The 13,166-nt window shown below is 49.2% G+C and carries 14 protein-coding genes; 6 read left to right on the forward strand and 8 right to left on the reverse strand.

Translation table 11 applies throughout. From position 1 onward, the window contains the following. Positions 1-49 precede the first annotated feature (49 nt). The 3 genes from JRJ22_RS10115 to JRJ22_RS10125 all read right to left on the reverse strand — a co-directional run bounded on the left by JRJ22_RS10115 (position 50) and on the right by JRJ22_RS10125 (position 2,461). Positions 50-829 carry a helix-turn-helix transcriptional regulator gene (locus tag JRJ22_RS10115; RefSeq protein WP_206104330.1) on the reverse strand — a complete coding sequence of 260 codons (780 nt, stop codon included), beginning with the start codon at positions 827-829 and terminating at the stop codon, positions 50-52. A 118-nt stretch (positions 830-947) separates the two neighbouring features. After that, positions 948-2,036: a low temperature requirement protein A gene (locus JRJ22_RS10120; protein ID WP_206105077.1), complete on the reverse strand. Its 1,089-nt coding sequence runs from the start codon at positions 2,034-2,036 to the stop codon at positions 948-950. Between the two features lie 191 nt (positions 2,037-2,227). After that, on the reverse strand, positions 2,228-2,461 hold the full coding sequence (locus JRJ22_RS10125) for a ferredoxin (protein ID WP_206104331.1): 234 nt from the start codon (positions 2,459-2,461) through the stop codon (positions 2,228-2,230). A 214-nt stretch (positions 2,462-2,675) separates the two neighbouring features. Here JRJ22_RS10125 and JRJ22_RS10130 point away from each other — a divergent pair, with 214 nt between their 5' ends. Both JRJ22_RS10130 and JRJ22_RS10135 read left to right on the forward strand, forming a co-directional pair. Next, entirely contained in the window at positions 2,676-3,176 is a 501-nt protein-coding gene (locus JRJ22_RS10130) for a GNAT family N-acetyltransferase (protein ID WP_206104332.1), read from the forward strand. Between the two features lie 128 nt (positions 3,177-3,304). After that, the gene (locus JRJ22_RS10135; protein WP_206104333.1) at positions 3,305-4,213 is read left to right on the forward strand and encodes a hypothetical protein; all 909 of its coding nucleotides are present in this window, start codon (positions 3,305-3,307) and stop codon (positions 4,211-4,213) included. Positions 4,214-4,318: 105 nt separating this feature from the next. Here JRJ22_RS10135 and thiD read toward each other — a convergent pair whose 3' ends face one another. From thiD to JRJ22_RS10150, 3 genes are all read right to left on the reverse strand, one after another. After that, positions 4,319-5,131: a bifunctional hydroxymethylpyrimidine kinase/phosphomethylpyrimidine kinase gene (thiD, locus tag JRJ22_RS10140; RefSeq protein WP_206104334.1), complete on the reverse strand. Its 813-nt coding sequence runs from the start codon at positions 5,129-5,131 to the stop codon at positions 4,319-4,321. Between the two features lie 329 nt (positions 5,132-5,460). After that, positions 5,461-7,020 carry an IS1182 family transposase gene (locus JRJ22_RS10145; protein ID WP_206104335.1) on the reverse strand — a complete coding sequence of 520 codons (1,560 nt, stop codon included), beginning with the start codon at positions 7,018-7,020 and terminating at the stop codon, positions 5,461-5,463. Positions 7,021-7,352: 332 nt separating this feature from the next. Next, a complete protein-coding gene (locus JRJ22_RS10150; RefSeq protein ID WP_206104336.1) occupies positions 7,353-8,126 on the reverse strand; it encodes an SGNH/GDSL hydrolase family protein in 774 nt (257 codons plus the stop codon). A 172-nt stretch (positions 8,127-8,298) separates the two neighbouring features. Between JRJ22_RS10150 and JRJ22_RS10155 the strand changes: the two genes are divergently transcribed. The 4 genes from JRJ22_RS10155 (at position 8,299) to JRJ22_RS10170 (ending at position 10,849) form a co-directional block, all read left to right on the forward strand. After that, complete coding sequence (locus tag JRJ22_RS10155; RefSeq protein ID WP_206104337.1) at positions 8,299-8,703, forward strand: hypothetical protein; 405 nt, start codon at positions 8,299-8,301, stop codon at positions 8,701-8,703. A gap of 4 nt (positions 8,704-8,707) precedes the next feature. Continuing rightward, positions 8,708-9,109 carry a hypothetical protein gene (locus JRJ22_RS10160; RefSeq protein ID WP_206104338.1) on the forward strand — a complete coding sequence of 134 codons (402 nt, stop codon included), beginning with the start codon at positions 8,708-8,710 and terminating at the stop codon, positions 9,107-9,109. Between the two features lie 117 nt (positions 9,110-9,226). Continuing rightward, complete coding sequence (locus JRJ22_RS10165) at positions 9,227-9,598, forward strand: hypothetical protein (protein WP_206104339.1); 372 nt, start codon at positions 9,227-9,229, stop codon at positions 9,596-9,598. 18 nt (positions 9,599-9,616) lie between these two features. Then, on the forward strand, positions 9,617-10,849 hold the full coding sequence (locus JRJ22_RS10170) for a sialidase family protein (protein WP_206104340.1): 1,233 nt from the start codon (positions 9,617-9,619) through the stop codon (positions 10,847-10,849). A gap of 92 nt (positions 10,850-10,941) precedes the next feature. On the opposite strand, the gene JRJ22_RS10175 is transcribed toward JRJ22_RS10170, so the two are convergent. Next, positions 10,942-12,051, reverse strand: coding sequence for a glycosyltransferase family 4 protein (locus JRJ22_RS10175; protein ID WP_206104341.1), 1,110 nt, complete (start codon positions 12,049-12,051; stop codon positions 10,942-10,944). A 211-nt stretch (positions 12,052-12,262) separates the two neighbouring features. Beyond that, positions 12,263-13,102 carry a sugar phosphate isomerase/epimerase family protein gene (locus tag JRJ22_RS10180; protein WP_206104342.1) on the reverse strand — a complete coding sequence of 280 codons (840 nt, stop codon included), beginning with the start codon at positions 13,100-13,102 and terminating at the stop codon, positions 12,263-12,265. Positions 13,103-13,166 lie beyond the last annotated feature (64 nt).

The following is a 13,166-nucleotide window of genomic DNA, read 5'->3' on the forward strand; positions in this document are numbered from 1 at the left end:
ACAACTTCACGGTTGAACATGAATGTCCATGAGTGTCCCGGGCCTTACGTTATCTCAATACGGATGACGGCGGATAACCCTTGATACTTTTAAAGACATTGCTGAAATACGCGGCGTCATGATAGCCGCAGTGCTCCGCTACTTCGGATACATTGAAGCCGCCTGCCGTCAGAATCATCTCGGCGTTGTTCACCCGTACCCGGTTGAGGAATTCTTTGCAGGTGGAGCCGGTGTTCTGCTTGAACAGCTTGCCCAGGTACTCGGGATTCAGGCCAACCAAACCGGCAAGTTCATGTATGGTGATATCCTTTGCATAATGATCCATGATATAGGCTATTGCCTTTTGGATTCGGGGATCTACCAGCGGGGCCTGCTGATGGTGGGCGATACAGAGCAGTCGGTATATAATCAGCTGAAAGATGGCCCGGGCCTTCATTTTGTAGAAGGGCTGTTTGTCCATCCAGACATGCGAGAATTCCCGGATATCCTCCAGGAGCTCTTTGGTCCTCCAGTTCTTGGTGACCGTCCCGAATGGAAGCTGCACATGGTTGTCCGCACCTTCCCAGACAAAGTTAAAGGCAAAGGAATGCATAGGCGCCTCCTTGAAGGTATGCGCTTGCCGAATGCTGCCGGAAGGGGCATAGAGCATATCGCCTGCTTCCACGGTGAATTTCTCTCCGTTTATGTAGTAGTTGGATTTCCCTTCAACGATGAAGGTAAGATCATGGAAATCGATGGTACTCCGGCCAATTTCCCAGTCCGGGAAGCATCTGCGGTCCACGAACAGAAAGACGTTTGGAACCAGATGCTCATATTTGTTAATGTCCATTCTTAGCTGCTCCTCCTTCTGCTAAAATCATAGCATCCCTCTTCAAATTTAAAAAGCCGCTGGCGGGGAATCCCCTTGCCAGCGGCTGCTTGCGTCTATTAGTTATTACTTGTCCGGGTCATGTCGTAATCTTGGCATATACCGCAAAGAACAGCGCCATTTCCCCCATCATCAGCACATTGGAAACATGAAACACCCTATCCAGGATGTATAATCCGGCCAGAAGCGCTGCCAGGAGTGACAGTTGAAAGATTCCCAGCCGGTGCTGCTTGTGCCTGTAGACATGGAAAACGAGGGTAGTAGATGCAAAATAGAGTGCTACCGAGCCGAAGAACAGATTCAACATCAGCTCATAATGAAGTTTGTTCAGGAACAGGAGCTGAATGGTTGCGGCGATGGTACATAGCGACAGAAAGATGAACAGATGTCCGTAGATGATGGTCTGCCCGGCGGTACGGACATGCTTATCCACCTTCTTTTCCAGATTGTCATAATACTGCCACCACATTGCTATGATGAGTACAAAGGTCAACGCAGCAAAGACCACGGACTGCGGGGTCCAGGTGCTGGATTGCAGTACGGCGAGGGTACTGACCACAGATTCACCGAGCAAAATTAGCGCGAACAGAGAGAAACGCTCCAACAGATGATGCGTGTTCGTTGGGGTCTTCAGCAGGATTTTTCTCCCGGTTAATGGCAGGATAATGTCGAGGGCGATTCCGGCGTATAGCACGGCATAACGCACCCATGAATCAAAGAAGAGAGAGCAGGCGGAGATGGCCAGCCCAATCCAAAAACGGGTCCCGAAATAGCGGGCAGTAGCCCGCAAATGGCCTTCTTCCTTAGCGTGCGCGTAATGATACTGAACCGCGGTCATCGCACGGAGTCCGATGTAGCCGATCAGAAATGAATGATAGGTGGCATCGAAATCCACGGACAGACTTGCCGTCATAATCAGCACGAAAAATAATTGGATGATCAAAAAGATCCGGTGGAAGACACTATCCTGCCCAAAACGGTTTATAAACAGTGTCTGCCCCACCCAGGCCCACCAGATCGGGATGAAGATCAGTACGAATTTGCCCAGTGTCTCAAGAGAGAGAGTCTCGTCCTCTACATGAAGCAGCACATGGCTTGCTTTAGATACGGCAGCGACAAACAGAAGATCATAGAACAGCTCCAGCCAGGTTACTTTCTTTTCGGTTATTTGCACAGGGCCTCCTCTGCCATCCGGATTTCTTCCGGCTTCCATTGGTTTTTCCTATCATAATGGCTTTCTCTGAGTGAGTGCAAGGTAAGAAGAGAAAAAATGCAGATGATTAGGTCCAAAAAAGCAGCAGAGCAGCTAGTCTCTCATTTAGAGAGAAAGCTGCTCTGCTATTTTTGCAGATGAATTCTTTATGCAAACGGTGATTCAGCAAGCTGGATGCATTGGGTAGGGCAGCTGTCAAAAGCCTCCTGCAGCTCTTCCTGCAGCTCTTCTGCAATGGCTGTAACACCGCGGTTGTTGTCACCTGCAAAAACCACGGTAGCGATTCCACTATCATCCAAATCAAAAATATCCGGAGCAGCTGAGTTACAGGCACCGCAGGCGATGCATTCTTCCTGATTAACACTGGCAAATAAGATCATGATTTGTTTCCTCCCTCTCGCCTTATATGAAGCAGTTAAATCTCCATATCTAGTGGCATGTATATGTCAACCAATGCTTTATATTCCAGTTATCCGGACGAAACCACAGTTTCGAAGGTTACTTTGTGACGTGCTGTTGACGAATTTGCGCCAAGTGCTATAAATTAAGCACAGCACTCTTTTCGGAAGAGTTACACAGGAGGATGAAGAACGAATGGCAAACGATCATAATGTAACCTATAAGCTTAGGCTGATGGAGAAACAGGATGCACTTGAGATTGGAAAATGGAAATATGAGCCGCCGTACTCCCTATACAATTCATCGGATGACCAGGAGAGCCTGGAAGAACTGCTGGACGGTTCCTATTACGCAGCAATCACACCTGAATATGGGCTGACCGGATTTTTCTGTTATGGAAGAAACGCACAAGTTCCTGGCGGACTGAAACAGGGCTTATACACAGGTGACAACGTACTTGACATTGGCCTCGGGCTAAAGCCGGAATACACGGGCACAGGGCTGGGCAGGGGATTCCTGCAGGCGGGTATTCAGTTCGCAGAAAGTGCTTTTGCTCCGGAGAAGTTCAGGCTGACCGTAGCTGCATTCAACCAAAGAGCCATTGCTTTATATAGCCATGCGGGATTTAGGACTCTGGGCAGTTTCATCAAAATAAATGGAGAGAGTCAGATGGAATTTCTGGTGATGGAACGGTAGTGCAGCTGCCTCTACGCTAACGATAGTTTCACAGGCTGGTGTCCGACTGGAGAACTGGAGTGGATGTCTGTTAGAATAGTAGTAGTTCGTAAGAAGTTGGCATCATACATACCAAAGGAGAAATTAATGTGAATGAGAAGCTGAAGCAGGCATATGAACGGTTAGGTTTATCTGAAAACGTATCCAGAGAAGAGATAAATAAACGGTTTGACCTCCTGCTGAAACGGCGGCGCTCCAAATCCAAAGATGACGAAAGATCTGCGCCGGAGGAGGATTTTCAGGCCTTTAAGTTCATTCTGGACAGTCTGGACGAGCAGGAAATTAGTGAAGCGGAACGGCAGCGTCTGGCGAAATACGGCAAGCTCTCAGGTGTGGCGAGTAAGTGGGAACGGTTCTTCCGCCTGTATAAAACCCATGTGATCGTCTCTGTGATCGTACTGATCGTGCTTGCAGTTGCGGGTAATGCCTTGTATAACAACTGGCAGCATAAAAAGTATTTGGCCTCGTTGCCGCCGCTCGATGCGTCGATCATGTTTATCGGCAATTTCGGGCTCAAGGATCCAAGCGGAAAAAACGATGATCTGAATGAAGCAATTATTAAGCAGTATCCGGAGTGGAAGCGGGTAGATGCGAGTATTTCTTATCTTCCAAGAAGCGGCGAAGGTGCAGATTCGTTCGATATGAACTTTATGCAGAAAGCCGTGGTGGAGCTGGCTGCTAATCATCCGGATATTCTGATCCTCGATAAGGCTACTCTGGAATGGATCGGCGGACAGGATGGCTTCCAGGATATTAAGAGTATTGTTGAGAGCGGAAAGATCGCCAAAGACGATCCGCGACTGAAGTGGGGGAAGAATCCGGAGAGCGGACAAGAAGAGCTGTACGGCGTCGATATTACGGACACACCGTTTGTTGCTGCGCTGCCGGTTAACCGCGGAGATGAAGATATGATTATCGGTGTGCTTGCCGACGACGAAGTGAAGGACAAGGCTATCGCCTTAATTGAGCATATTGTTGGAGAGGCTGCTGCAAAATAAGTGTGATTAAAATGGATAAGAAACAAACAACCCGAGTCCCTGAATAAGGGTGCACGGGTTGTTTGTTATGGGTATGCAAGCTATTGCCTTGTAAACAGGCTTGTCCTATTTCTCCAGACGGTAGCCGCCGTGGAATACAGGCCCGACATACTGGTTGAAGGCATATCCGCTGCGGATCGCTGCCGAAACGAAGTCTTTTGCTTTCGCCACCGCTTCATGCACTGACAATCCGTTCGCCAGTCCGCCTGTGATCGCGGCGGCGAAGGTGCAGCCTGCGCCATGGTTGTAGGCCGGCTCAATCTTCGCGGTTTCCAGCACCATATATTCTGAACCGTCGAAGAAGACATCAATCGCTTGGTCGCCGCCCAGCGCCTTGCCTCCTTTGACAACAACATTTTGGGTACCCAGCTTATGGATCAGACGTGCAGCCTCTTTCATTTCTTCCAGTGTAGTCAGCTTGCCCAGTCCGGAGAGAACACCGGCTTCAAATAAATTAGGAGTAGCTACCGTTGCGAGCGGGAGGAGCAAATCACGGATCGCATTTGCACTCTCAGGGTTTAATACCTCATCTTCGCCTTTGCAAACCATAACAGGGTCAATAACTACGTTGGTCTGGTGATTGTCTTTTATTGCTTTTTCTGCCACAAGCACGATGTCCACACTGCCCAGCATGCCGGTCTTCATTGCATCGACCGGACCGCCGGCGAATATAGTCTTAAGCTGTTCAGCAACAATTGCCGCCTCAATCGGGTAGACGTTATGGTGCCAGCCGTTATCCGGGTCCATCGTAACGATAGTGGTTAATGCACTGAATCCATACGTGCCGTATTCCTCAAATGTTTTTAAGTCAGCCTGGATCCCTGCGCCTCCGCTGGAGTCACTTCCGGCTATTGTTAGGGTTTTAATGATTTTTGACAAAGCGAACGTCCCCTTTTTGTCTATAAATTATTCTTCTCTTACCCGCAAAAACTGATACCGCCGCAATAAGAACGACAACAACGTTTTATACTCTCCCTCCGATTATAACAAATATCACCGCAGGAGTCGTCAAAAAGCCGGATTGGAAGAGCGGTATGAACCGTAATTATTTCAAAAACGTGCTTGGAGAGCGCTATACGACTTGAGCTCCTGGCCATAATCGGTACACAGCAAAAAGAGGCTGTCCCATAAGTAGATTTTTTCGAGTAGAGACAGACCCTTTTCATTATTCAAAACCGAAAAACGTCAACAATGTAGCGATTCTCCTGTTATTGGAGGATCGCTGCTCTGCGTTTTTGGTCGTTTGCAGCTTGCTTCAGTAGATTGTGGGCAAGGGAAAGCCATCCGACTTCAAGCGTCACTTTTTCCATGCCGCGAAGCAGAAACCGCCGGAAACCCCGGTTGTTCTTTAGTTGTCCAAATACACTTTCTGGTTCTGTCATTCGACGTACGGCCAAAGTGAAGCCTTCCTCGCTTTGTAAAATTGCCCGAGCTTGTTTCTGGTACCGCAGTCGTTCCAGACTGACAACCACTTCCCGATTTCCTTCGGCTTTCGTACATCTTTCCTTCAGTGGACAGCCCACGCAGCTCTGGCTACGGTAATGACGTTTTCGGATTTCATATCCACTCTCTAACGTTTCCTTGCTTTCTTTGCGAAAATGCAGCGTTTGTCCGGCGGGGCATGTCCATGTATCCACGGCTTCGTCGTACGTCCAGTTCTCAATCTTTCCGATATTCTCTTTCCACGCTTTGCTCTTTTCTTTGTGGTAGCTGCCGTATTTGACCACGGCCTTCACGTGTTCGTTTTCCAAATAGGCATAATTTTCTTCACTGCCGTAGCCGGCATCCGCGATCACCGCCCTCGGAAGTCTCCCTAGGATCTGCCGCACCTTTTCTAAGTGCGGCTGTAAACAACGCGTATCCGTCGGTCTTTGGTGTAGACTGTACGCCAAAATAAACTGGTTTTCGGTGCCGATCTGTACATTGTAGCCGGGTTTGAGTTGACCGTTTCGCATGTGATCTTCCTTCATCCGCATGAAGGTGGCATCCGGGTCCGTCTTACTAAAGCTGTTTCGGTCCCCGAGCAGGTTTTGGTATTGCTCATATTTCAGCAGTCTCGGAAACAGATCCTTACGGAGCCTCCGAACCGCTTTTTTCAATGGCTTGTTCTTGGGCTTCTTCAGCAGTTGCGACTCTAACGACTGGGTCATTTGTTCAAGTTTCTCACTGTCGATCTCGGCGGACTCGCCAAGTTCGCTCAGATCCTGGCCGCGGTGTTCCTGTTCTTCTTGTTTCTCTGCAGCCTCAATGTCGGCAAACAATGCATGTACCTTTTCTTGCAGCTTGGCTTTATGCTTACTAACGGCTTTACCCCACACGAAGGTATAGCGATTCGCATTTGCCTCTATTTTTGTGCCATCTACAAAATAATGCTCGAAGGAGATGTATTTCTCGTCCGCCAGAAACTGAAGCACGGCGGTAAATACCATTTCTAGGACGTCCTTCATCCGCTGAGAACGAAAGCGGTTGAGCGTGCGGAAATCCGGGCGTTGTCGTCCCGCTAGCCACATGAAGGGAATGTTTTCTCGGACCGCTTTGGCGATTTGCCGGGAGGAATAAATGCGCTGCGTATACGCATAGATAATGACTTTGGTGAGCATTTTAGGGTGGTAGCTGTCACGGCCGCCACCGGGAAAGGCAGCGTCAAAGATGGTGTCGTCTAGCCGATTGACGGCTGCGTTAACGACACGAACGAGGTGGTTTTCGGGAATATCTTCTTCCAGATCCATTGGCAAGCAAAGTTGGTCCATGGTATATTGAATGTACAAAAGAAACCTCTCCTTTGAAATGGTTGTGTGGTAACTCCATTTTACCAAAGGATGGTTTCTTTTTTGTGCGATTTTTAAAGATTGTAGATCCATTTCCCGCTTAAACAGCGGAGAGGACGGAACGATTGTGGAAAAGCGGCAGCGGTCGCCTTGGTCTCCGGATTTTCACCGCTAAGGGGAATGAAAAAAATCTGGAGAGCACAGCGATTGGAACAACGGTCCGTTCGCGGAGCGTCCACCCAAGTGCTCACGTTGATCCTACTTAAAAAAACAGGGGCTATCCCAAGCAGCCATTTCATGGCTTTTGGGACAGCCCCTTTGTATTATTGGTCTTAATGGCTGGCGGAAGCGTGTCCTGTGCTGTCCAGAAGCAGCTGGGGTTCGCTGTTGCGGATGAAATCAAGAACTTTGTCATAAATGATCCGGTGCCCTTCTTTATTCGGATGAATTCCGTCCAGGCAGATGAATTTGGTAAAGTCCGGCTGCTGGAGAAAAGCCCCCCGGACATCGATGATTTTGGTCTTTGTAGTTTCGGCAACTTTGATGATTGTGGAGTTGTATCTCTCCTGCCACCAGTAGATTTTGGTCACGCTGCCCAGAAATTTCAGGATAGTGACTTCCGATTCCGGTTTGTTTCCGCTGACCCATTTGAAATAACTGTCCGCATTAAGCGGAGGGAGACTCATAAGAATCGGCATCACTCCCTGATTTTTCAGGAAGTCGATCATATCGAGGAGCATTCCTTCAAAAGCGGAGAAATCGGTCTTAGGATTATGCTCTGCCTCCGGATTGTTCACGATTTCCTCCCAGTAGAAGTCGCAGTCATTTCCACCGTATTCGATCAGCACAACATCCGGCTTTTCCTTGAGTACATCCCGCTTCAGATTGGTGAAGCCCTTCAACAGTGTATTGCCGAATCTGGCGGTATTGCGCATTGCCCCCTTCAGCTTTCCCTGAAGCAGCGAAACATAGTTGTCTTCAAGAATGACATATTTGCTTCTGGCTTCGTCATAGATGACCCCTTTCGAAATCGAGTCCCCGCTGACCATATATTTGAACTGTGCACTGGCACTATAATTCAATCCATTATCCAGGTCCTTATTCATCTTTGCGCCACACCTCCGGTATCCTAGTGTACATAATACAAGTGTAATCCATTCATGAAACGGTGCCTATGTATAGATGTCATGGGTTTTTGAGTTTCATGCGGTCCAGTCACTGGCATAACCATGCTCATATTCTATACAGTATAGAATCTTCCATAAGGAGGCGTCAGTTATGACCCAGGTTGTTGATTTCAGCAAAAGCGCAATATCCAGCTTCAGTCAATCGATTTCCATTCCGATCCTTGGGGCTCCTTCCAGCAATACATTGACCCAATTCGGACTGGCAACAGCACAGGGCGGTAATGTGCTGCTTAATGCAACCGTCGGTGTCCAGACCACACTCGGAAATCCGGATCTGCTATTCACGATTACACGTGGCGGCACCTCGGTTTTTACGACTCTTGCCAGTGCACTGGACGCCGGATTGTATGATCCGATCAGTTTCTCGTACGTCGACAGCAATGTGCCAGCCGGTTATTTTGCTTACACATTGACCGTTTCGATTGTAAACTCCACAGTGACGAATGCCGCAAATCTGGTGGGTCCTGTAGATTTTTCAGGGCTGTCGTTGGTGTGACGCGATGAGACAAATTATAGATTTCGGTAAAAGTATCCCGTCCAGCTTCAGCCAGTCCGCTACGCTTCCCGTACAAAGTCTCCCCAACAGCACCATTCTGGGACAGTTCGGTTTAAATGTAGGCGCGAACGGTTCGGTATTGCTTGAAGGCACAATTGGCCTGCAGAACAGCATGGCAAATTCATCCGATATTATCATTACGGTCGTCCGCAATGCGGTGGAGATCTTTAGCCTGCGCTCCAGCGGACGGGATGCTGGTGATTTTGAAACCGTCCATTTCTCCTTTGCGGACAGTGGAATTGCTGCAGGTTATTACGGATACGCACTGACTGTGTCTGCAATCGGTGCGATGAATCAGCCGGTTGTTGTCGGTCCGCTTCTATTCTCGGGTGTGTCCATCCTGTAACTTGAGTCTGCTGCCGGAAAAGGTTCACCTCCGGCAGTTTTTTTTTCATCATTGGACAAAAACAAACAACATAATATAAAGAAATAAAGGAGTTGAGAGAGAAGGGAGCTTGAAAATATGCCTTTTACAACCGGATCGGTATACAATCCGCCCGCCGGATTGAACCATGTTGACCGTATCCGAGTCGCTTGCCTGAATGATTCGATTCTAACGCCAATTAATATTAACTTACAGATTTTTCATTTCCGCGGGAATTCGCTAACCCGGTTTCCAGTAGGCGAGGCCTTATTCCAGGTTGATCCCCAGCAGCTTGTTGTCCAGACCTTTTCGGTAAATATTGCAGATTATTACGAAGTTCAGATCAATTTCTACAGTGCTGTTAATACCATCATCAACGTGTTTGCATTAGACGCAGCAGGTAATTTACTGGAGAGGATACTGCAGTCTGAACTTACATACATCGACCGGCTAACAATAATTCCTACGTGAACAGGGAGTGATACGAATTTGGCAAATGTCAATATTACTGCCGCACTGCCGGGCAATCATATCGAGCCTTCAATTGCAGTAAATACGCTTTCCCCGAATTTCCTGTGCGTGGTCTCGGTGGATGACAGTACGGGGACGGCTCTGACCGGATTCTACAGATCAACCGACGGTGGGCAGACCTGGTCGACGACGATTCTCCCGCAGGCTCCCGGCTATATGAGTGCAGAAGCGCCGACCATAGACTATACGTTTCCCAACACCTTTATTGTTGCGGTCCATTTTTTCAACGAGTTTGATGATGGTACGATTGCAACCTATACCTCATTTGATAATGGAGCCACCTTTAATCCGCCCGTTATCGTGCAGCAGGGTTTTGGTCTGTATATTCACAATGATGAACCCTTTCTGGCTGTGGACCGTTCACCGTCCAGCCCGTACCGCGGAAATGCATACGTTGGCTATACCCCTTTGTATGATCTTGCACAGAATGCAGCGATCTTCTTCCAGCGTTCCTTGGATCAGGGATTAACCTGGGAACGGCCGCAGCGGATCTCCGATCCGCGTGGAGATCTTGAACGTGCGGCGCTGGTTGTGGGACTCGCGGGGGAGGTGTATGTCGGATATATTCAACTTGGGCCGGCACCGAAGTATGCCCTGATCCGGGTATCCCAGGATGGTGGCGTTACCTTCAGTCCTCCGGTTTCACGCGGAGCTACCTTAATTGCGAATACAGTTCCTGTGCCAAGTCCCCTGCCTGTGCCGAACTATGCCTTTCGCGTCCAGACCAATCTCAGCTTGGGTGCTGATATTTCAGCGGGACCGTTTGGCGGATTTGTATACGCAGTCTGGAATGATTTCCGGCTTGGCTATGCCGATATCTTCTTTTCGCGGTCACCTGATGGTCTGCTCTGGTCTCAGCCGGTTAATATCACGGGAGCGCCAGCTGGCTCGCAGAATTTTTCGCCGTCGATCACGGTTTCACCTTCGAATGGGACGATAAGGGTCATTTATTATACGAACCGGATTGACGGCTTCCTGCTGGATGTATTTGTTGCAGAATCGATCAATAGCGGCCTGTCCTTCACCAATCGGAGAGTGTCGGATGTGTCCACGAATCCCAATGGTAATTCGCCGACACCTGTTCCGCTAATCGGCGATTATATTACAGCTGCAACGATCTTCCCGAATACACTCGGAGCGGTCTGGAACGATACCCGATTAGGCAAGCAGGACATTATTTTCGGGAATTGAAGAAGGAGGGCGGAATACATCCGCCAACACGAAGCAGCAGCAAGTCTCCGGTTAACCAGGGATTTGCTGCTGCTTCGTAATTATAGTGACGATTACTTGCGGGTTGCCCGCAAGCTGTCAGTCCGGCGGAGCATGGCCTGGGCAGATCTGGGCGGATCAATTAAGGGGATGCCCTGCAAATAATGGATAACTGTCCGTTCCATAATCCGGACACTGTTCTCCCAGGTCCAGCTGTTTGAATCAGCCTCTCCCTGTGAAGCCAGCCTGATACGGAGCACATGGTCCTGTACCAGCCGGATGATATCTTCAGCCAGCCGGTTCTCATACCGGTAGGAGAGCAGGCAGTTTTCTTCATGTCTGGCATACTCCATATTGCCTCCGGAGTAGACGGTGACAAGTGCGGCGCCGCAGCGCATAGCTTCCAGTCCGGGCAAAGAGCCGCTATCAAAAATACTGGAGCTGACAAAGATATCGGCTCCGTTATAATGATAGCAGAGCTCTTCGTCATTCTGTGGGGTGAAGAAGCGGTATTTGCCGCTTGCTTTCATGTTTTGCAAAGAATCCGAGCTGTAGAACTCGTCAGGCGGACTGATAAAGTTGATATTCACATGCGGAAGATTCTGTTTAACAATGTCTAGCTGCCGGACCAGATAATCCTGTTCGCGGTGCCAGGAGAAACCGTTCTCCACTTTTCGGAGGATGGCGGTTATGTTCATCGGTTCCTGCAGCCTGTGGCGGATATGCCTGTTGCTGAAACTCGAGCTGATGCCTACAGGTACAATGCTGCCCGTAATTCCATGGTTGAGGGCAATGATCTCCCGCTGCCATTCGGATAACACAATCAGTCTGGGAGTAGTATTGTAGGATGGGAAAGATACACTATTTTCCGGTAGAAATAGCGGTTCATAACATAAAGAGAGGCGGACATGCATGCCTTTGCCATTAAGGCTTGCCGCTTCTGACACAGGCACAGTAGTGTAGAAATTGGAAACGATGATATCACTAGCCGGAAAATCGGATTCGCGAAGCACCGTGTGGTCGGTACGGTGAACGGTGGAGTGAACCTCATAAGAAATGTCTCCCCCCGACGGCATGACAATGACTACCTGGTGACCCAGAGCGGTAAGACCATTGGTAAGCTCCACCAGCATCCGTTGCGCCCCGCCATGGCATAAGGTGAGAATGGGGAATGTGAACCTCATCGCTGATCGCTTCCCTTCTAAATTAGCGCTGGATTGGCATTAATGCTTTTGTATACCATTTTATTCAGCGGATAGGGAAAAGTACCGGGGGAAGGTCATGCGTCTATTTCGAGGCATCCGGGAGTTACTGGCCGGTGCGGCAGTAGATTTTGCTTACCACACCAGCCAGTCTGTTGAAGAGGAGTATTATAACAAGTAGGTCACGGCCTATTTAGCTGCTGCGCAGGCTGTGTAATAGGGCGGCAGTCTCATTGAACACCGGCAGTGTGATTTCCTCGAGCGAGACATCAATCATCGGCTTATAAGCCTGAAGCTTGTTCAAAAAATCAGCAGTGTGGAACAGCCCACGGCCCGGTACGCCGTGACGGATTATATCACCGTCGTCGTAAATATCCTTCAAATGGGCCAGAATAATCCGGTCTCCGAACAGATTGAAGGCGCTGTCCACAATTTCATCCTGCCTGTGCAGATCTTCACCGATCAGATTGCAGGGGTCGAACACGACTCCGATGGAGCTGGACGGCACTTCGTCCAGAATGCGCCGCATATGAGCCGGGGTGGCTAAAGTATGAGTGCTGACACCTTCAATTCCTACAAACACACCCCATTTTTCCGCTTCCTCGGCCAATTCCTCCAGTGTAGCCTTGAAGGTCTGCCAGCCGATTTCTTCATAGTGTTCTGGTGCAGACGCCTGATAAGTATTCAAGCCGCCGCTTTCGGTGGCTACCATAGGGGCCCCGAACTGCTTCGCATAACGCAGCTGCTCCTTGAACCGGTTAATCTCCGCCCTGCGTACAGCCGGATCGGGGTGAATGGGATCAATGTAGCAGCCGAGCACACCAATGCGGATGCCGGCTTTGTCGAACTGCTCTCCGATATAGTTAGCCAGTCCTGGACTCAGCTTGCCCGGGGAAGTATCAATATCCTGGATAGCCTTGGTCAAGGCAAGCTGTACGAAATCAATATCATGGGCCTGGAGGGTTGAAGTCAGAGTATGCAGCGGCAGACAACCGGCAGTATGGGCCAAAGTTCCGAAGCGAATGAGAAACATCTCCTTTTAAATGCGATAATTTCGTATTACCATTAATAATAATAACGCTTTCAACTACTTGCAA

Source organism: Paenibacillus tianjinensis, assembly GCF_017086365.1.
GTDB classification, from domain to species: Bacteria; Bacillota; Bacilli; order Paenibacillales; family Paenibacillaceae; genus Paenibacillus_AQ; species Paenibacillus_AQ tianjinensis.

Bases quoted from the DNA above. Each gene is read 5' to 3' on its own strand.
- JRJ22_RS10115 (WP_206104330.1), bottom strand. From the start codon at position 829: ATGGACATTAACAAATATGAGCATCTGGTTCCAAACGTCTTTCTGTTC.
- JRJ22_RS10125 (WP_206104331.1), bottom strand. From the start codon at position 2,461: ATGATCTTATTTGCCAGTGTTAATCAGGAAGAATGCATCGCCTGCGGT.
- JRJ22_RS10130 (WP_206104332.1), top strand. From the start codon at position 2,676: ATGGCAAACGATCATAATGTAACCTATAAGCTTAGGCTGATGGAGAAA.
- JRJ22_RS10150 (WP_206104336.1), bottom strand. From the start codon at position 8,126: ATGAATAAGGACCTGGATAATGGATTGAATTATAGTGCCAGTGCACAG.
- JRJ22_RS10155 (WP_206104337.1), top strand. From the start codon at position 8,299: ATGACCCAGGTTGTTGATTTCAGCAAAAGCGCAATATCCAGCTTCAGT.
- JRJ22_RS10160 (WP_206104338.1), top strand. From the start codon at position 8,708: ATGAGACAAATTATAGATTTCGGTAAAAGTATCCCGTCCAGCTTCAGC.
- JRJ22_RS10165 (WP_206104339.1), top strand. From the start codon at position 9,227: ATGCCTTTTACAACCGGATCGGTATACAATCCGCCCGCCGGATTGAAC.
- JRJ22_RS10175 (WP_206104341.1), bottom strand. From the start codon at position 12,051: ATGAGGTTCACATTCCCCATTCTCACCTTATGCCATGGCGGGGCGCAA.
- JRJ22_RS10180 (WP_206104342.1), bottom strand. From the start codon at position 13,102: ATGTTTCTCATTCGCTTCGGAACTTTGGCCCATACTGCCGGTTGTCTG.